Origin of the sequence: Paracoccus versutus (genome assembly GCF_000763885.1) — a bacterium.
Taxonomy (GTDB): domain Bacteria; phylum Pseudomonadota; class Alphaproteobacteria; order Rhodobacterales; family Rhodobacteraceae; genus Paracoccus; species Paracoccus versutus.
In genome coordinates, this window is the sequence record NZ_JRKO01000004.1 from 76,134 (window position 1) to 94,011 (window position 17,878).

A 17,878-nucleotide genomic window follows, 5' to 3' on the forward strand; every position below is an offset into this window, starting at 1 on the left:
CAGAAGATCGCGGGGGCGGCCTTCGGGCCGCCCCTTGCATTACAGCTTGCGGTTGTAGCGAATGAAGGGCGACTTCTGCCCCACCCGGTCATAGAGCATCCGCCCCGGATAATTGTCCTCGGCCGTCAGCCAGTAGACGGCGGGGATGCCGGCGCGGTCGGCCTCGGCATAGACGCCTTCGATCAGGGCGCGGGCGATGCCGCGGCCGCGGGCCTCGGGGGCGGTGAACAGATCCTGCAGATAGCAGACCCCCTCGTCGCGCCACAGGTTCGGGTGAAAGACGTAATGCGTCAGGCCCAGCAGCCGGCCGTCCGCCTCGGCCACCAGCCCGTGAAAATCGCGCGGATCGCGCGCCATCAGCCTGCCAAAGGCGCGGTCGTAAAACGAGGGCGGCCGGTCCGCGAAACCGTAGAAGACCTGGTAGCCCTCATAAAGCCGCTGCCAGCCCTTGCGGTCCTCGGGACGCAGGGCGCGGATCATCGCTGCCGCCGCGCCATGAAGGCCAGCCGCTCGAACAGCGCCACGTCCTGCTCGTTCTTCAGCAGCGCGCCATGCAGCTTGGGCAGCATCTCGCCGGCGGGGCGGCGCAGATCCTCGGGCGCCAGATCCTCGGCCAGGATCAGCTTGAGCCAGTCCAGGAGTTCGCTGGTCGAGGGCTTCTTCTTCAGCCCCTGCACCTCGCGCAGCTCCAGGAACTGGCTCAGCGCCTCATCGAGCAGCCGCGGCTTCAGTCCCGGATAATGCACCTCGACGATGCGCTTCAGCGTCTCGGCGTCGGGAAAGCGGATGTAGTGGAAGAAGCAGCGGCGCAGGAAGGCGTCCGGCAGCTCCTTTTCGTTGTTCGAGGTGATGATGACAACGGGCCGGTGCCGCGCCCGCACCATCTCGCCGGTCTCGTAGACATGGAACTCCATGCGGTCGAGTTCCTGCAGCAGGTCGTTCGGAAACTCGATGTCGGCCTTGTCGATCTCGTCGATCAGCAGCACCACCTTGCCGGGCGCCTCGAAGGCCTGCCACAGCTTGCCTTTGCGGATGTAGTTCGCAATGTCGTGAACCCGCGCCTCGCCCAGCTGGCTGTCGCGCAGCCGCGACACGGCGTCGTATTCGTAAAGTCCCTGCTGCGCGCGGGTGGTCGATTTCACGTTCCATTCGACGATGGGCAGGTCCAGGCTGGCCGCGACCTGGCGCGCCAGTTCGGTCTTGCCGGTGCCCGGCTCGCCCTTGACCAGCAGCGGGCGTTCCAGCGTGATCGCCGCGTTCACGGCCATGGCCAGGTCGGCAGGAGCCACATAGGTTTCGGTCGATGAAAACTGCATTCGCCTGTCCTTTGCGCAATCTGCGCGACCCTAGCCAGCACCCGCCGGCTTCGCAAGCCGCCGAGGAAAACCTGTCGGAATGGGCTAGTGACAATTGGTCTGCCATACTTTATGCGGGCGCCAAGGATCGGGCATCCAGTCGCCCGGCTCCCGGAGGAACGATGAAAGCCCAGACCTTTCTGCCCGAAGATTATCGCCCCGCCGAAGACGAACCTTTCATGAATGAACGGCAACTGGAGTATTTCCGCCGCAAGCTGATCGCATGGAAGCAGGAACTTCTGGACCAATCCGCGGAAACGCTGGAAGGTCTTCAGGACAGCGCCCGCAACGTGCCGGACCTGGCCGACCGCGCCTCCGAGGAAACCGACCGCTCGCTGGAACTGCGCACCCGCGACCGCCAGCGCAAGCTGGTGACCAAGATCGACGCGGCCCTGCGCCGCATCGAGACCGGCGAATACGGCTATTGCGAAATGACCGGCGAGCCGATCAGCCTCAAACGGCTGGACGCGCGCCCCATCGCCACCATGACGCTGGAAGCGCAGGAACGCCACGAACGGCGCGAGCGCGTGCATCGCGACGACTGACCCGCCGGCCCCTTCGGGGGCCGCTTTCGCAGCCAAGGGCGCCATGTCCGGCCTGAAGCATCACCCCGTCACCATCATCGGCGCAGGCGTGGCCGGCCTGACCGCGGCCTGCGCCCTGGCGCAGCGCGGGGCAGAGGTCACGGTGCTGGAACGCGCCGGCGCCCTGCGCGAGGTGGGCGCAGGCTTGCAGATCTCGCCCAATGCCTGCCGGGTCCTTGCGGCGCTGGGGCTCGAATCGCGGTTCCGGGCGATCTCGCTGCCCTCCGAACGGGTCGAGCTGCGCGATTCGACCGGCCGCATGGTGGCGCGGCTGGACCTGGCGCGGCATCGCCCCGGAGATCCGTTCCGCCTCGTGCATCGCGCGCGGCTGGTCGCCCTGCTGGAAGAGGCCGCGCGAGAAGCCGGCGCCCGCATCGAACTGGGCCATGACGTCGCCGAACTGCCCGAGGTGCCGCTGCTGATCGGTGCGGACGGGGTGAAAAGCCGCCTGCGCGCGGTGCTGAACGGCCCCGAGACCCCCTTCTTCACCGGCCAGACCGCCTGGCGCGCGCTGATCCCGGCCGAACCCAATGCCGCGCCGGTGGCGCAGGTCTTCATGGGACCGGGCCGGCACCTGGTCAGCTATCCGCTGGGCCAGGGCCAGCGCAATATCGTCGCCGTGGTCGAACGGCCGGACTGGCAGGAGGAAGGCTGGTCCATCCCTGGCGAGCCCTCCGAGCTGCGCGCCGCCTTCGCCCGCTTCGGCGGCCCGGTGCCCGGCTGGCTGGACCGGGTCGAGCAGGTCGGCATCTGGGGCCTCTTCCGCCACCCGGTCGCCGCGCATTGGCAGGACGGCCGGCGGGCGCTGATCGGCGACGCGGCCCATCCCACCCTGCCCTTCATGGCGCAGGGTGCGGTCATGGCGATCGAGGATGCCTGGGTGCTGGCTGCCTGCCTCGACGCGGGCCCGGACCAGGAAGCCGCGCTGGCGCGGTTCCAGACGCTGCGCCAGCCGCGCTGCCGACGCATCGTCGAGGCGGCCAATGCCAATGCCCGCAACTACCACCTGCGCGGCCCGACCCGCGCGGTCGCCCATGCCGGGCTGCGCGCCGTCTCGCGCCTCGCCCCGACACGGCTGATCGAGCGCTTCGCCTGGCTCTACGACCACGACCCGACAGCCCTCTAGCCGGGCACCCGAACTTCTCTGTTCCCCAAATACCCATACGGCAGCGACGCCGGCACGGTCGCATGGGTATTTGGGGAACAGAGAAAATGCCGGGCCGCGCCCCCATGGCGCGCCCAGGCCTGTTTCACGGTTTCTCAAATACTCCCGCCGACGCCGCCACCAACGCGATGGCGCAGACGGTCAGGTGGCCCTCTCGACCGCCGCGACGATGTTCTCGACCACCTCGCGCAGCACCGTCTCGTCCTCGGCCTCGGCCATGACCCGGATCAAGGGCTCGGTGCCGGACTTGCGGATCAGCACCCGGCCGCAGCCGTTCAGCCGCGCCTCGGCCCGCGCGATCTCGGCCTGGACGCTATCCTGGGACAGCGGATCGGCGCCCTGGGCGTAGCGCACGTTCTTCAGGAGTTGCGGCACCGGCTCGAACTGCGCCACCAGCTCCGAGGCGCGCCGGCCGCTGTCCGCCAGCGCCGCCAGGAATTGCAGGCTGGCGATCAGCCCGTCGCCGGTGGTGGCGTAGTCGGTCATCACGATATGGCCCGACTGCTCGCCGCCCAGGTTGAAGCCTGCGCCGCGCATCCGCTCGACCACGTAGCGGTCGCCGACGGCGGTGCGCTCCAGCCGCAGCCCGCGGGTTTGCAGGAAGCGTTCCAGCCCCAGGTTCGACATCACCGTCGCCACCAGCGCGCCGCCGCGCAGCCGGCCCTGCGCCGCCCAGCGGTCGGCCAGCAGCGCCATGATCTGGTCGCCATCCGCCACCTGGCCCTTTTCATCCACGATCATCACCCGGTCGGCATCGCCGTCCAGGCTGATGCCCATGTCGGCGCCATGTTCCAGCACCGCGCGGGCGCAGGCCTCGGGATGGGTCGAGCCCAGCCCGTCGTTGATATTGTGCCCGTTCGGGGAAACCCCCAGCGGGATCACCTCGGCGCCCAGTTCCCACAGCACGTCCGGCGCGGCGCGATAGGCGGCGCCGTTGGCGCAATCCACCACCACCTTCAGCCCCTCCAGCCGCTGGCCCGAGGGGAAGGTGGTCTTGGCATATTCGACATAGCGCCCGCGCCCGTCGTCGATGCGCTTGGCGCGGCCGATGTTCTGCGGCTGGGCCGGGACGATCTCGCCCGCGACGATGGATTCGATCTCGGCCTCGGCCTCGTCGGACAGCTTGAACCCGTCGGGGCCGAAGAATTTGATGCCGTTGTCCTGCGCCGGGTTGTGGCTGGCCGAGATCATGATGCCGACATCCGCCCGCATGGACCGCGTCAGATAGCCCACCGCCGGCGTCGGCACCGGGCCCAGGAGCAGCACGTTCATGCCGGTCGAGGTCAGCCCCGCCGTCAGCGCGTTTTCCAGCATGTAGCCCGACAGGCGCGTGTCCTTGCCGATGACGACGCGGTGGTGATCCTCGCCGTTGCGGCGGAAATAGCGGCCGGCGGCGGCACCCAGGCGCAGCGCCATCTCGGCCGTCATCGGATGGGTATTGGCGCGGCCCCGCACGCCGTCGGTGCCGAAAAGTTTCCTGCTCATCTTGCCCCGCTCATCTTGTCTATATGGTCACGGCCCGCCAAAGGGCGAGGCCCTGCCTTGTTTCCGCCACGTCATGGACGCGGTGGATCTGTATGCCCTGCGCGATCCCGTAGAGTGTCACCGCCAGCGTCCCCGGCACCCGGTCCGCCGGCCGCTCGGCCCCGCCGATGCCGCCGATGAACCGCTTGCGCGACACGCCCAGCAGCACGGCGCAGCCCAGCCCGTGATAGACCGAGATCCGCCGCAGGATGGCCAGATTATGCTCTTGCGTCTTGCCGAAACCAATGCCCGGATCGATCACGATCCTGTCGCGCGGGATGCCCGCCGCCTCGGCCCGCGCGATGCGCTCGGCCAGCGCGTCATAGACGTCCAGCAGCACGTCGCCATAGCTCGGGTTGTCCTGCATCGTCTCGGGGATGCCCTGGGCGTGCATCAGGCAGACCGGCACGCCCGCCGCGGCCACCGTCCCGGCCATGGCCGGGTCGAAGTCGAAGCCCGAGACATCGTTGACCAGCCCCGCCCCGGCTGCGATGGCGGCCCGCGCCACCTCGGCCTTGCGGGTATCGACCGAGATCGCCGCCAGGCCACGGCCCGCGACGATGGCGGGGGCGAGGCGGGCGATTTCCTCGGCCGCCGGCACCTCGCGCGCGCCGGGCCGGGTCGATTCGCCGCCGATGTCCAGGATCTCGGCCCCCTGTGCGGCCAGCAACCGCGCCTGCTCGGCCCCGTCATAGGCGCCACCGTCCGAGAAGCTGTCGGGCGTGGCATTGACGATGCCCATGATGCGCGGCCGGTCCAGGGACAGGCCCAGCAGCGGCGCGCGGGGCGCGGTCAGCGCCGCCAGCACCGCATCCGGGGCGCTGTCCACCACGCGCGGCGCCTCGCCACGGCGCAAAAGCTCGCATTGCGAGAAACGCACCCAGCCGCCGGCCAGCTGCCAGCGGCCCGTCTCAGATGGAATGGGGCGGAAGTAATCGGTCATGCCTTGCGTCTCTACGCCGGCGCACGGCCGATTCAAGCACGAAGATCAAAGACGTGCGGTCGGAATGCAAAAACCTGCCGGCACCGCCGGCTGGGCGGCGCCCTCGGGCAGCGCCCAGTCGAGGCGGCTTGCCCCCAGCCGCTCGGCCAGCCACAGCGCCAGCGCCTGCGGCTCGGCCGCCAGCCCGGCCACGTCGCGCACCATGCGCGCGGGCGCCCAGACCACGGCGCGGCCTTCGGTCGCGGCCCAGTCCAGCTCGGTGCGGCTGTCGGCCACGGTCAGCCCCAGGCGGCCGGCCAAGGCCCAGGCGGCCTGGTCCAGCGCCAGCAGCGCGATCTCGCGCAGGTTGCCGCCCTGCGGCAGCGGCAGGCCCGGCGCATCGGGAACCAGCGCCACCGCGCCCTCGGGCAGGGCCAGGTCGCGGCCGTGAAAGACCACCCGGATCGGCGCCCGGACCTGGTCGGCCTCGACCCGCGCCTGGCGGCGCACCAGCGTCACCCCCAGCGCGCCGGGGATGCGGTCCAGCTTCTCGACCGTGACCGAGACCTGCGCCGCGCGCGGATGCGCCAGGATCTGCGCCGCGATCTTCTCGGCCAGCGTCTCGAGCAGGTCATAGCGGCGATCCGCCAGCCCGGCCGCCACGGCGCCGGTCAGGATGTCATAGGAAAGGATCCGGTCCACCTCGTCGTTGACGCCGACGACATGGGTCGCCAGTTCCACGTCGATGTTGAAGCGCAGGCGCTGCGGCTGGCCGCGTTCGGTCTGGAACGCGCCGATCTCGGCCGAAAGGATATAGTCGCGCAGGTGGATACGGTCAGGCTGGTCCATGCCGCCCGTGTTTTCAGGAAAACGGCCCCGCCGCAAGGGACAGGGCCGCGCATGGCATGGCAGATTTGCGTCGCCGCCCTGGGTCGCCGCCTCAGTTCGAGGCCAGCCGGCGATCCGAACGGTAGAAGGTATGGCTGCCGATCCGAATCGTGCGCTCGAACCGCTTGGACCAGGAGGGGCTGACGCCGCGGGCGTGGAAATAGGTCGCGCCGTTGGTCAGGGTGCGCGGCGCACCGGCCAGGGCCGCCATGGCCACCCGTTGCACCCTGGCGTAGGTGCCCTTTTCGCGGATGCGGGCGTTCTTGTTATAGGTGAACTGGCCGCGCTGGTTCACCACGCCGCAGACGGTCTTGGGAAACCGCGGATGATCGACGCGGTTCAGGATCACCTCGGCCACGGCCTGCTGGCCCTGCACGCCCTCGCCGCGGGCCTCGAAATACAGCGCCTCGGACAGGCATTGCAGATCGGCGGGATTGATCTGGACGGTCGCCTGGCGCGTCGCGCGGCCGGACTTGGTTTCATAAGCGACCTGGTGCTTGCCGTCGGCCATGGCCGGAGTGGTTGCGACAGGGGAAAGGGCGACAGCCACACACACGGAAACGCGCGCCAGCCATGACTTGCTAATCGACATGTTGGTCCTGTTTTCGGTCCGGGCCCGGCCCGGTCTGGTTCGTCGGAAGGTCCGCCCGAGGGGTGCCCCGTGGGCGGCGGTCTGGCGTTAAAGGCCCGAAACAGGGCGGGCCGATCCAGCCCACATGGACGTGAGGGACGCGATTCGCTTGAAATCAAACGATTTTGGCGGAAACCCGCCGACGACAAAATGGCCAACGGGCAGATTCCGGCCAAAACCGGCTGGTCCTAGGACTCCGTCCCGGCCGCCGATTCCGCCTCTTCCCGGCCCATGAGAATCGATTCCTGCGCCGCGGCGAGCCGCGCCACCGGCACCCGGAAGGGCGAGCAGGAAACGTAGTTCACCCCGGCCCGCAGGCAGAAGGCGATGGATTCGGGGTTGCCGCCATGTTCGCCGCAGACCGAAATGGTGATATCGGGCTTGTGGCTGCGGGCGCGCTCGGTGCCGATGGCGACCAGTTCGCCCACCCCGTCGCGGTCGAGGATGTGGAACGGATCCTCGGAATAGACGCCCTGGTTGACATAGGTGCCCATGAAGCGGCCGGCATCGTCGCGCGACAGCCCATAGGTCATCTGCGTCAAGTCGTTGGTGCCAAAGGACAAGAAGGCCGAATGTTCCGCGATGTCGCCGGCGCGCAGCGCGGCGCGCGGCGTCTCGACCATCACGCCCAGGCGATAGGTGAAATCCTTGCGCGTCTCGTTCCTGACGGCGGCGGCGACCGCGTCGATGCGGTTCTTGACCAGCTCGACCTCGCGCCGGGCGCTGACCAGCGGGATCATGATCTCGGGCACCACCGGGTCGCCGTTGTGGCTGGCCTCGATGGTGGCCTCGAAGATGGCGCGGGCCTGCATGTCATAGATCTCGGGCACGGTGATGCCCAGCCGCACGCCGCGCATGCCCAGCATCGGGTTGAATTCCGACAGCGCCTCGACCCGGCGGGTCACGTCCGACAAGGGCAGGTCCAGCGATTCGGCAAGTTCCCGCATGCCTTCGCGGTCATGTGGCAAAAATTCGTGCAGCGGCGGGTCGAACAGGCGGATGGTGACGGGCAGCCCGGCCATGATCTCGAACAGCGCCGCGAAATCGCTGCGCTGCATCGGCAAGAGGCGTTCCAGCGACAGGCGCCGGTCCTCGGGCTTGCCGGCGAAGATCATCTCGCGCATGGCCGGCAGGCGCTCGTCGTCGAAGAACATGTGCTCGGTGCGGCACAGGCCGATGCCCTGGGCGTTGAACATGCGGGCGGTGCGGGCGTCCTCGGGCGTGTCGGCATTGGCGCGGATCCTGATGCGGCAATGCGCGTCGGCCCATTCCAGAAGCTGGGTGAAGCTTTCGTCCAGCGCCGGCTCCAGCATCTCGGCGGCGCCGGCCAGCACCTCACCCGAGGTGCCGTCGATGGTGATCTCCTCGCCCTCGTGGAACAGCCTTCCGCCGACCAGCATGGTGCGGGCGCGGGTGTCGATCGAGATGCCGCTGGCGCCGACGATGCAGGGCAGGCCGATGCCGCGGGCGATCACCGCGGCATGGCTGGTCATGCCGCCGCGCTCGGTCAGCACGGCGACGGCGGCATGCATGCCGCGGATGTCCTCGGGCACGGTCTCGCGGCGCACCAGCACGCAGCGCTCGCCCCGCGCCTCGGAGGCCTGGGCGGCGGCGGCGGTAAAGACCATGCGCCCGGTGGCGGCGCCGGGGCTGGCATTGATGCCGCGGGCGATCACGTCGCGGGGCGCGCGCGGATCGACCTGGTGGTGCAGCAGGTCCGACAGGGCCCGCGGCTCGACCCGCATCACCGCCTCTTCGGCCGGGATGATGCCGTCGCGGGCCAGCGCCACGGCGATGCGCACGCTGGCGCGCGAGCTGCGGCTGACCCGCACCGCGTCGATGATCGCAAGCCGGCTGTCCGAGACGACGAATTCGATCTGCATCTCTTCGCGCAGGCGTTCGCGGGCGGCGACGCCGAAGCGGACCAGGTCGGCAAAGACCTCGGGCGCGGCCTCTTCCAGCGAGGGGCCGCGCGGGTCGCGGGTCAGGTAGAGCGTTTCCGCCCCCTCGCCCTTGGAGCGGCCCTGGGTCTGGCCGCGGAACCGGCCGGTCAGGCGCGGCGCGCCGGTCACGCTGTCGATGAACTGGATGGTGCCCGAACCGGTGACGCCCGGCCCGATGGCCAGCGCCATGTCCTGCACCACCAGCCCCAGCGGCGCATTGGCCGGCGCGCCCTTGGCCTGGCGCAAAAGCCGCGCGGTCGGCCCGTCCCAGGCGCGCGCCATGCTGCGCAGCACCTCGGCCAGCTGGCGGGTCGGATCCTTGGGGAATTCCTCGTCGGTCTCGTCCTCATAGGCGCGCAGGGCGGCAGCAAGCCCGCCCTCGCTGTCCGAGAACATGTCGGGGTCCAGCCTTGCGACATGGATGGCATAGGATTGCACGAAGCCCAGGTAGATCGCATCCGCCGCCGCCTGGCCGCGGCTTTTCACCAGCCGGGCGTGGCATTCGTGGTTGATGCCCACGTTCAGCACCGTGCCCGGCCCGCCCCAGGCCGGGTTCATCGCCGAGGGCCGCACGCTGACCAGCCCGTCGGCGCGCTCGATGATGGCGGCAAGGCGGGCGCGGTCGGGCATCTGGCCGGCGGCGATGGCGCGCACCGCCTCGGCCGACAGCGCGAAGCTGGTCGGCACAGGCAGTTCCATGCGGATCAGGCGCTGCAGGCATTTCGCGCGCCAGCCGTGGCGTGCGGTCTGGATCCCCGCCGAGGGGGTGATTTCGACGATGGCACCTGGGTCGGTCAGCGCGGTCATGATGCCGTCACATTAGGCATGGCCGGCGCATTGCTGCAAGTGCGAAGAACAGCAGGTGGTGCGGCGGGCCGGGGGGCTCTGCCCCCCGCGCCTCCTGCGCCCCTCGACGGGGCGCCGGAGGCGCTCCCCCCGGAGTATTTTTGCAACGAAGAAAAGGGGGTCAGCCCTCGATCCGGCCGAAATCCGCGACCAGCCGGCCGGCCTCGCGGATGCGCGAGAGCAGGTTCAGCCGGTTGCGGCGGGTGATCTGGTTGTCGGTGTTGATCTGCACCGCCTCGAAGAAGGCGTCGATGGGCGCGCGCAGGCTGGCGATGCCCTGGGTCGCGGCCTGGAAATCCTCGAGCCGCACCGCCTCGCGGATCGCCGGTTCCGCCTTGTCGAGGGCGGCGAACAGGCTGCGTTCCTCGTCGGTCTCGGCGAATTTCGGATCGGCGCCGAAGCTGTATTCGACGCCGTCCTTCTCCTCGGCCTGGGCGAGGATGTTGCCGGCGCGCTTGAGCCCCTGCAGCAGGTTGGTGCCGTCCGCGGTCTGGAGCACGTCGTTCAGCGCGGTGGCGCGGTTGACCAGAAGCACGAGGTCGTCGCTGCCGGGCATGTTCAGCACCGCGTCGATGATGTCGTGGCGGATGCCCTGGTCGCGCAGGTGGACTTTCAGGCGGTCGTGGAAGAAGGCGAGGAGGTCGGATTCCATTGCAACAAGCGCAGCAATAAACCGTGCCCCTTCAGGAGATTGTGTCTTTTCGAACGCCTTAAGTTTCTGATCGTAGTTCGGTTTATCAAAACCAGCAGCAATCAGCGAGTTCTCGCTTTCAGCAAATTCATCGCGTTGCCTAAAGAAGAAAAAGTCGAGGTGGACTTCACCGAAAGTATGGAACAACTTAGAAAGTGATACCCTCACCCCGTTCACCAGCACCAGCCGGATCACCCCCAGCGCGGCGCGGCGCAGCGCGAAGGGGTCTTTCGAGCCGGTGGGCTTTTCGTCGATGGCCCAGAAGCCGGTCAGCGTGTCGAGCTTGTCGGCCAGCGCCACCGCCACCGACACCGGCGCCGAGGGCACCGCGTCCGAGGGGCCGAGCGGCGAGTAATGGTCGCGGGCGGCGTCGGCCACCGGCTCGGGCAGGCCGGCCGCCAGCGCGTAATAGCGACCCATCGTGCCCTGCAGTTCCGGGAACTCGCCCACCATGGCCGAGCGCAGGTCGAGCTTGGCCACCCTGGCCGCCTGCTCCGCCTGGTCCGGGTCGGCACCGACCAGCGGCGCGATCTCGCGCGCCAGCGCCGCGATGCGGGCGATGCGGTCGGCCTGGCTACCGAGCTTGCTCTGGAACGTCACCGAACGCAGCCCCTCGGCCCAGTCCTGCATGCCCGCTTTCGCCTCGCGCAGGTCGTTGTCCCAGAAGAAGGCCGCGTCCGACAGCCGCGCCGCCAGCACGCGCTGGTTGCCTTTCAGGATCGTCTCGCCATGGTCGGGGGTTTCGATATTCGCCACGGTGACGAAGCCCTCGATGCGGCCGGTCTTGGGATTGCGGGCCGAGAAGAACTTCTGGTGTTCCTTCATCGAGGTCTGCAGCACCTCGGGCGGCAGGGACAGGAAACGGTCCTCGATGGCGCCCATCAGGGCCACCGGCCATTCGACCAGGCCCGCGACCTCGGAGAGCAGGCCCTCGTCCGGCACGATCTCCCAGCCGCGGGCGAAGGCGAGGTTCGCCGCCTCCTGCCGGATCGCCGCCTCGCGTTCGGCGGGGTCCAGCATGACGCGGGCGCGGCGCAGCTTGGCGGCGTAGTCCTCGAAGCCCGAGACGGTGATCTGATCCGGCGCCATGAAGCGGTGGCCGCGGGTGGTGGCACCGGCGCGGATGCCCTCGATCTCCAGCGGCACCACGCTGGCGCCGGATTCGTCCGAGAGCAGGCAGATGATCGAATGCAGCGGCCGTACCCAGCGCAGGGATCCCGCGCCCCAGCGCATCGACTTGGGCCAGGGGAAATCGCGGATCGTGCGCTCCAGCACCTCGGCCACGATCTCGGCGGCGGGGCGGCCGGGCTTGGCGACCACCGCGAACCAGACCTGGCCCTTCTTGTCGTCGCGTGCCTCCAACTGCTCGCGGGTCAGGCCGGTCGAGCGCAGGAAGCCCTCCAGCGCCGCCTGGGGCGCGTCGGTGCGGGGGCCCTTGCGTTCCTCGCGCGTGGTCGGGCTTTCCGCGGTCAGCCCCTCGACGGCCAGCACCAGCCGGCGCGGGGTCGAGAAGGCGCCGGCCGAGCGATAGGTCAGGCCCGCCTCGACCAGCCCGTCGGTGACGCGCTTCTTCAGATCCTCGCGGGCGCGGGCCTGCATCCGCGCCGGGATCTCCTCCGAGAAAAGCTCGATCAGAAGGTCGGGCATCAGTCCATCACTCCGCGTTCGGGGGTCTTGTCGTTGAATTGGTGCCAGGCAAAGGCGCGGCCGTCGGGATAGACCACGATCACCCGGTCCACGTCGGGGCGGATCTCGGCCTGGCCCAGCACGGCGCGGGCCGCGCCCGATTCCAGGTCGGCGGTCAGCGCCCTGGCGGAATAGCACTTGAACCAGCCCGGCCCGTTCAGCGGCGTCGCACCGGCATAGGGCGCGGCATCGGCCAGTTCGGCCGGGTCCAGCGTGAAGCAGGCGCGATAGCGGATGGGCGAGCTTGTGGCGTCGATGGCCTTGAAATCCGCGACCGCGACCGGATGTGTCGCGCCCTGCGCATCGGTGACGACGATGTCCTGCGCGCCGCTGATCTCGTCCACCTGGTCGTAGAAGCCATAGACCTGCAGATACCAGACGGCCAGGCCGGCCATGACGGCCACCAGCACCAGCATCGAGGCGACGATCTTGCCCGAACTCATGCCGCCTCTCCCCCTACCGCGCCAGCCGCCTCGGTGGTCACGAACAGGTCGGCGCAGCGTTTCGCCAGCGCGCGGACGCGGCCGATATAGGCCTGGCGCTCCGTGACCGAGATCACGCCGCGCGCATCGAGCAGGTTGAACAGGTGGCTGGCCTTGATCGCCTGGTCATAGGCCGGATGCGCCATCGGGATGCGCCGCCCGGCGCCGTCCGTGTCCGCGGCGGCCAGGATGCGGTCGCATTCCGCCTCGGCATCCTTGAAATGCTGCAGCAGCATGTCCGTATCGGCCTGTTCGAAGTTCCAGCGGGAATATTCGCGCTCGGCCTGGCGGAAGACGTCGCCATAGCTCAGCGGGATCGGGCTGCCGGGCGGGTTGAAGGGCATGTCCATCACATGCTCGACCCCCAGCACATACATTGCCAGCCGCTCCAGCCCGTAGGTCAGCTCGCCCGAGACCGGGCGGCAGTCATGCCCGCCGACCTGCTGGAAATAGGTGAACTGGCTGACCTCCATGCCGTCGCACCAGACCTCCCAGCCCAGGCCCCAGGCGCCCAGCGTCGGGCTTTCCCAGTCGTCCTCGACGAAGCGCACGTCGTGGATCATCGGGTCCAGGCCGATGGCGGCAAGGCTGCCCAGGTAAAGCTCCTGCAGGTTCGGCGGCGAGGGTTTGATGATGACCTGATACTGGTAGTAGTGCTGCAACCGGTTCGGGTTCTCGCCATAGCGGCCGTCGGTCGGCCGGCGCGAGGGCTGGACATAGGCCGCGGCCCAGGGCCGGGCGCCAAGGCTGCGCAGCGTGGTCGCCGGGTGGAAGGTGCCGGCGCCGACCTCCATGTCATAGGGTTGCAGCACCGCGCAGCCCTGTGCGGCCCAATAGGATTGCAGGCGCAGGATCACGTCCTGGAAGCAGACGGGTTTCGCCGTCTGATTGTCCTTTGGGCTGGTCATCGGGGCTTCCTTCGGCATAACTGGCAGGAAATGTCTGCCGCCTTCTAGGCAGAGGGCGGCGCAGGGTCAATGAGAGGGACATGCCCATGCGGCGCTTTGCATTCGTCATCGGTGCGGCTCTGCCGCTGTCTCTGGGCTTTGCGGCGCAGGCCGAGGACGTGGTGATCCGCATCGAGGCCAAGCGCGGCACGGAAGCCGCGGCCGCCACCGCCCGGAACTGGGGCGCGGAGTTCCCCGATGTCGTGACCTTCCCGCTGGCCGACGGCTGGGTCGGCATCGCGCTTGGCCCGATGCCGCGCGAAGAGGCGGCTGCACGGCTGGAACAGCTGAAGCAGCAGCGCAAGGTGCCGGGCGACAGCTTCCTGGCCGCCGCCGAGGGGCGCGAGCTGACCCGGATCGGCGACGCCGCGCCCGAGCAGTTCTCCCTGCGCCTCGAATCCACCCCCGACCGCGCGCGGGCCGAGGAATTGCTGGCGAAATGGCGCGAGACCCTGCCCGAGGCCGGGCTGTGGACCCTGCCGGGCGGCCGGCTGGCCATCGGCTTTGGCCCGATGGACCGGGCGACCGGCACCGCCTGGCTTCAAGCGTTCCGGGATGCGGGCGCGGTGCCCAAGGACGCCTTCCTCGCGCCAGGCGAGGAGATGGGCGAGATCGCGATCATCGGCAAGGTGCCGGACCTGGGCGCCCCCCCTGCCCCGGATGCGGCCCCCGTGCCCATGCCGCCGCTGGAGGAGATCCAGCGCGCCCTGCGTTGGGCCGGCCATTACGACGGGGGCATCGACGGCAAGGACGGCCCCAAGACCCGCGCCGCCATCGCCGAGGAAATCGTGCGCCTGCGCGCCTCGCCCGATACCGCGACCGCCATGGCCGAGCTGATCCGCCGCCGCGAAGCCTGGCGGGCCGAGATGGGCCTGGCCGAGCTGCGCGACGCCCATACCGGCCTGATGCTGCCCGCGCCGATGGAGAAGCTGCAATTCGACCGGGCCGAGCGCGCGCTGTCGATCTATGGGCCCAAGGACGGCTCGGGCGCGGCGCTGATCCTGTTCTCGCAGCCCGGCGGCCAGCAAGAGATGCTGGACCTCGCCGGCCTCGTCACCGCGCTCGGCTGGGTGCCGGCGCCCGAGCGCAAGGTGGAACGCGGCAGCGTCACGCTGGACGGGCGCAACCAGACCCATATCGGCCATGCCGAAGGCCGGGTGGTCGACGGCCGGGTGCAGGGCTTCGTGCTGATCTGGCCGATCTCGGACCCCGAGGACCAGCACCGGCTGGCGGCCGAGATATCGGACAACCTGGCCCGCTTCGCCCCCGGCGCCACCGAGGCCCGGCCCGAGGCGCCCGCCATCGCCCCGGCGATCGCGCAGGACTAGCCGCGCCAGAACCGCGGCAGCAGCAGCACCAGCACCGAGATCAGCTCCAGCCGGCCCAGATACATCCCCCAGATCATCAGCCATTTCGAGGCGGTGGGGAAATTCGTCACCGCCCCCTCGGGCGTCAGCTCCGGCCCCCAGACCACGCCGACATTGGCGATGGCGGTCCAGGCCGCGGTCAGCGCCGTGCGCGGATGCAGCCCGGTCAGCGCCAGCCCGACGATCAGCAGGCCGAAGCTGAGAATGAACAGGGTAAAGAAGGCCATCACCGAATCGACCACGTCCTCTTCCAGCGGGCGGCCGCCATAAAGCAGCGGAAACACCCGGTGCGGCGACTGCATGCGCTTGAGCTGCGCCCTGACCGCCTGGAACAGCACCAGATAGCGGAACACCTTGACCGAACACGAGGTCGAGCCGGTACAGCCGCCGATCAGCCCAACCACGATCAGCACGACAAAGGGGAAATGCCCCCATTGCGTCACGTCGGTCGAGGCGAAGCCGGTGCCCGAAAAGGTCGAGACGACGTTGAAGGTGGTCTCGCGGATCACGTCGAAGGGGTTCTTCGCCTCGAGCCACAACAGCCGGTAAAGCACCACCAGCGCGATGGCATAGAAGGTCCAGCGCAGATAGGCGCGGACCTGGATGTCGCGCCAGATCGGCTCGGCCGAGCCGCGGATCAGCTGCACCATGCGGATAAAGGGGATCGAGGCCAGGATCATGAAGAAGGCGGCGGCATATTCCGCCGGCCCGATGAAGGGCGCGAAACTGGCGTCGTAATTGGAAAAGCCCCCTGTGGAACAGGTGGACAGCGCCAGCACCAGCGCATCGAAGCCCTTCATGCCCAGCAGGATATAGACCACCATGCAGCTTGCGGTCATGGCGATGTAGACCCCGGTCATCTCGCGCGCGATGTCGAAGGCGCGGGGCAGGATCTTGCCCAGCGTGTCGAAGCCTTCCGAGCGAAAGAACTGCATGCCGCCGACCTTCATCACCGGCAGGAAGATCATGGCGACGACGATGCTCCCCAGCCCCCCCGCCCAGTTCAGGAAGGCCCGCCACAGGTTGGTGCCCTTGGGCAGGTTGTCGAGATCGGGGAATGCGGTGGTGCCGGTGGTGGTGACGCCCGACATGGCCTCGAAATAGGCGTCGGTGAAGCCGGCCTGCGGCGCGCCCAGCATGAAGGGCAGCGCACCGGCCACCGGCACCACCAGCCACAGCATCGCGGTCAGCAGGAACACCTGCTGGATGGTCAGCGACTTGTCCTTTTGCCGCGTGGACAGCGCCACCAGCCCGCCGGCCAGCATGGTCAGGATGCCGCATTCCAGGAAGATCAGCCAATGCGGGTCGCCATGCCACCAATCGACCAGCATGGGCAGCGCCATCGCCGTCCCCAGCGTGACGACGACCTTGCCGACGATATTGGCCACGGGACGGATATCGATCATGCCGCCCTGCTTGCCCCGCCGCCCCGCAGGCGTCAAGCGCGCGACGCTTGCACGAACCCGCGCCACCCCCTATAGAAAGGCGCGACGCGGGTGTAGCTCAATGGTAGAGCAGCAGCCTTCCAAGCTGAATACGTGGGTTCGATTCCCATCACCCGCTCCACCCCTTCCCCGCATGCCGCACCGCCCGCCCGAAACCGGCTTTCTCCGTTTTCCAAATACTCCGGGGGGAGCGCCTCACGCGCCCCATCGAGGGGCGCATGAGGCGCGGGGGGCAGAGCCCCCCGACCGCCGCGCCCTTCCGTTCCCGCCCGCAAGGCCCTATATCCTGCGGGCAACATTGCCCGACGCGCCGAAAGGAAGCCCATGTCCCGGAAAGCCATGCAGCGCCTGTCCTTCTTTCTGCTGATGGGCCTGACGCTCTATGCCTCCTTCCTGGGCGCGGGCTGAGGGCGCGGCGATGGCAAGGCGTTTCGGCGGCCGCTTCTCGCCGCAGCCCCGGCCGGACGGCACCGGCCCGCGCCCGCCCGCGCGCCCCGCACCGGGCGAGATCCGGCATCCGCTGGAATCGCGAACGCGCTGGGTCACGATCATGGCGGCCCCCTTTCTCATCAGCGCCTTCTGGCAGGATCCGGCCGGGCTCGCCCTGCATCTGATCGCCTTCGGCACCATCGCCTCGGGCATGTGGATGACACGCCAGGGGCTGCAGGCCGAGGCCGCCTATGACGCCCGCCGCATCGCCCGCCGCCCGGCGATCCCGCGCAAGCTCTTCGGCGGCATCCTGACCGGGCTCGGCCTTGCCCTGGGCGCCTATGTGCCGGGCGCCGAGGCCGGCGCCGGGGTGATCGGCGTCGCCGGGGCCATGCTGCACTGGCTCGCCTTCGGCGGCGACCCGATGCGCGACAAGGGCATGGAGGGCATCGACGGCGTCCGCCAGGACCGCGCCCAACGCATCGTCGCCGAGGGCGAGGCGCATCTGAAGGCCATGCAGGACGCCATCCTGCGCAGCGGCGACCGCCGGCTCGAGGCCCGTGTCGGCATGTTCGCCGCCACCGCGCGCGAACTCTTCGCCCATGTCGAGGACAATCCCGACACCATCGCCGCCCTGCGCCGCTATCTCAGCGTCTACCTGCAAGGCGCGCGCGACGCGACGGTCAAGTTCGCCGACCTCTACGCCCAGACCCGCGACCCGCGCGCGCGCCAGGATTACGAGACGCTGCTGGACGACCTGGAAACCGAGTTCGCCGCCCGCAGCGCCAAGCTGCTGGAAGGCGGCCGCAGCGACCTGGACATCGAGATCGGCGTGCTGCGCGACCGGCTGGCACGGGAAGGCGTGCGGCCCCGGCCCGCGCCCGCCGAGCCGGCCGAGCCCGCCGAATTGCCGCGCTCGATGACGCTCGACGACCTGCTGATCCCGCGCGAATCCGACAAGCCGCGCCGCTAG

Annotated in this window: 15 protein-coding genes and 1 tRNA gene; 5 read left to right on the forward strand and 11 right to left on the reverse strand. The window is 69.3% G+C overall.

The window, feature by feature from the left end; all coding sequences use genetic code 11:
• Window positions 1-39 precede the first annotated feature (39 nt).
• Window positions 40-480 (reverse strand): GNAT family N-acetyltransferase, encoded by a 441-nt coding sequence (locus tag IT40_RS02760; RefSeq protein WP_036750282.1) that lies wholly within the window; start codon window positions 478-480, stop codon window positions 40-42.
• Window positions 477-1,316: an AAA family ATPase gene (locus IT40_RS02765; protein ID WP_036750285.1), complete on the reverse strand. Its 840-nt coding sequence runs from the start codon at window positions 1,314-1,316 to the stop codon at window positions 477-479. The genes IT40_RS02760 and IT40_RS02765 overlap by 4 nt, the downstream gene beginning before the upstream one ends.
• Before the next feature lie 161 nt (window positions 1,317-1,477).
• Here IT40_RS02765 and dksA point away from each other — a divergent pair, with 161 nt between their 5' ends.
• The gene (gene dksA / locus IT40_RS02770) at window positions 1,478-1,900 is read left to right on the forward strand and encodes an RNA polymerase-binding protein DksA (RefSeq protein ID WP_036750287.1); all 423 of its coding nucleotides are present in this window, start codon (window positions 1,478-1,480) and stop codon (window positions 1,898-1,900) included.
• Entirely contained in the window at window positions 1,887-3,065 is a 1,179-nt protein-coding gene (locus tag IT40_RS02775) for an FAD-dependent oxidoreductase (protein WP_275600388.1), read from the forward strand. The genes dksA and IT40_RS02775 overlap by 14 nt, the downstream gene beginning before the upstream one ends.
• Before the next feature lie 180 nt (window positions 3,066-3,245).
• Here IT40_RS02775 and glmM read toward each other — a convergent pair whose 3' ends face one another.
• From glmM to IT40_RS02815, 8 genes are all read right to left on the reverse strand, one after another.
• Entirely contained in the window at window positions 3,246-4,589 is a 1,344-nt protein-coding gene (gene glmM / locus IT40_RS02780; protein ID WP_036750292.1) for a phosphoglucosamine mutase, read from the reverse strand.
• 19 nt (window positions 4,590-4,608) lie between these two features.
• Window positions 4,609-5,571 (reverse strand): dihydropteroate synthase, encoded by a 963-nt coding sequence (gene folP, locus IT40_RS02785; protein WP_036750295.1) that lies wholly within the window; start codon window positions 5,569-5,571, stop codon window positions 4,609-4,611.
• Between the two features lie 45 nt (window positions 5,572-5,616).
• The gene (locus tag IT40_RS02790) at window positions 5,617-6,399 is read right to left on the reverse strand and encodes a dihydroneopterin aldolase (protein WP_036750297.1); all 783 of its coding nucleotides are present in this window, start codon (window positions 6,397-6,399) and stop codon (window positions 5,617-5,619) included.
• Window positions 6,400-6,490: 91 nt separating this feature from the next.
• On the reverse strand, window positions 6,491-6,949 hold the full coding sequence (locus IT40_RS02795) for a cell wall hydrolase (protein ID WP_240540279.1): 459 nt from the start codon (window positions 6,947-6,949) through the stop codon (window positions 6,491-6,493).
• Between the two features lie 308 nt (window positions 6,950-7,257).
• The gene (locus IT40_RS02800; protein ID WP_036750302.1) at window positions 7,258-9,819 is read right to left on the reverse strand and encodes a putative PEP-binding protein; all 2,562 of its coding nucleotides are present in this window, start codon (window positions 9,817-9,819) and stop codon (window positions 7,258-7,260) included.
• 160 nt (window positions 9,820-9,979) lie between these two features.
• Entirely contained in the window at window positions 9,980-12,196 is a 2,217-nt protein-coding gene (glyS, locus tag IT40_RS02805) for a glycine--tRNA ligase subunit beta (protein ID WP_036750304.1), read from the reverse strand.
• Window positions 12,196-12,678 carry a DUF6446 family protein gene (locus IT40_RS02810; protein ID WP_011746884.1) on the reverse strand — a complete coding sequence of 161 codons (483 nt, stop codon included), beginning with the start codon at window positions 12,676-12,678 and terminating at the stop codon, window positions 12,196-12,198. The genes glyS and IT40_RS02810 overlap by 1 nt, the downstream gene beginning before the upstream one ends.
• Complete coding sequence (locus IT40_RS02815) at window positions 12,675-13,625, reverse strand: glycine--tRNA ligase subunit alpha (protein ID WP_036750389.1); 951 nt, start codon at window positions 13,623-13,625, stop codon at window positions 12,675-12,677. Before IT40_RS02815 ends, IT40_RS02810 begins: the two co-directional genes overlap by 4 nt.
• 86 nt (window positions 13,626-13,711) lie before the next feature.
• Here IT40_RS02815 and IT40_RS02820 point away from each other — a divergent pair, with 86 nt between their 5' ends.
• On the forward strand, window positions 13,712-14,992 hold the full coding sequence (locus IT40_RS02820; RefSeq protein ID WP_244273986.1) for a peptidoglycan-binding domain-containing protein: 1,281 nt from the start codon (window positions 13,712-13,714) through the stop codon (window positions 14,990-14,992).
• Here the strand turns inward: IT40_RS02820 and IT40_RS02825 are convergent.
• A complete protein-coding gene (locus IT40_RS02825) occupies window positions 14,989-16,437 on the reverse strand; it encodes a TrkH family potassium uptake protein (protein ID WP_036750307.1) in 1,449 nt (482 codons plus the stop codon). The genes IT40_RS02820 and IT40_RS02825 overlap by 4 nt on opposite strands.
• An 86-nt stretch (window positions 16,438-16,523) precedes the next feature.
• Between IT40_RS02825 and IT40_RS02830 the strand changes: the two genes are divergently transcribed.
• Window positions 16,524-16,597: transfer RNA gene (locus IT40_RS02830), tRNA-Gly, on the forward strand.
• 297 nt (window positions 16,598-16,894) lie between these two features.
• A complete protein-coding gene (locus IT40_RS02835; RefSeq protein ID WP_036750309.1) occupies window positions 16,895-17,878 on the forward strand; it encodes a 5-bromo-4-chloroindolyl phosphate hydrolysis family protein in 984 nt (327 codons plus the stop codon).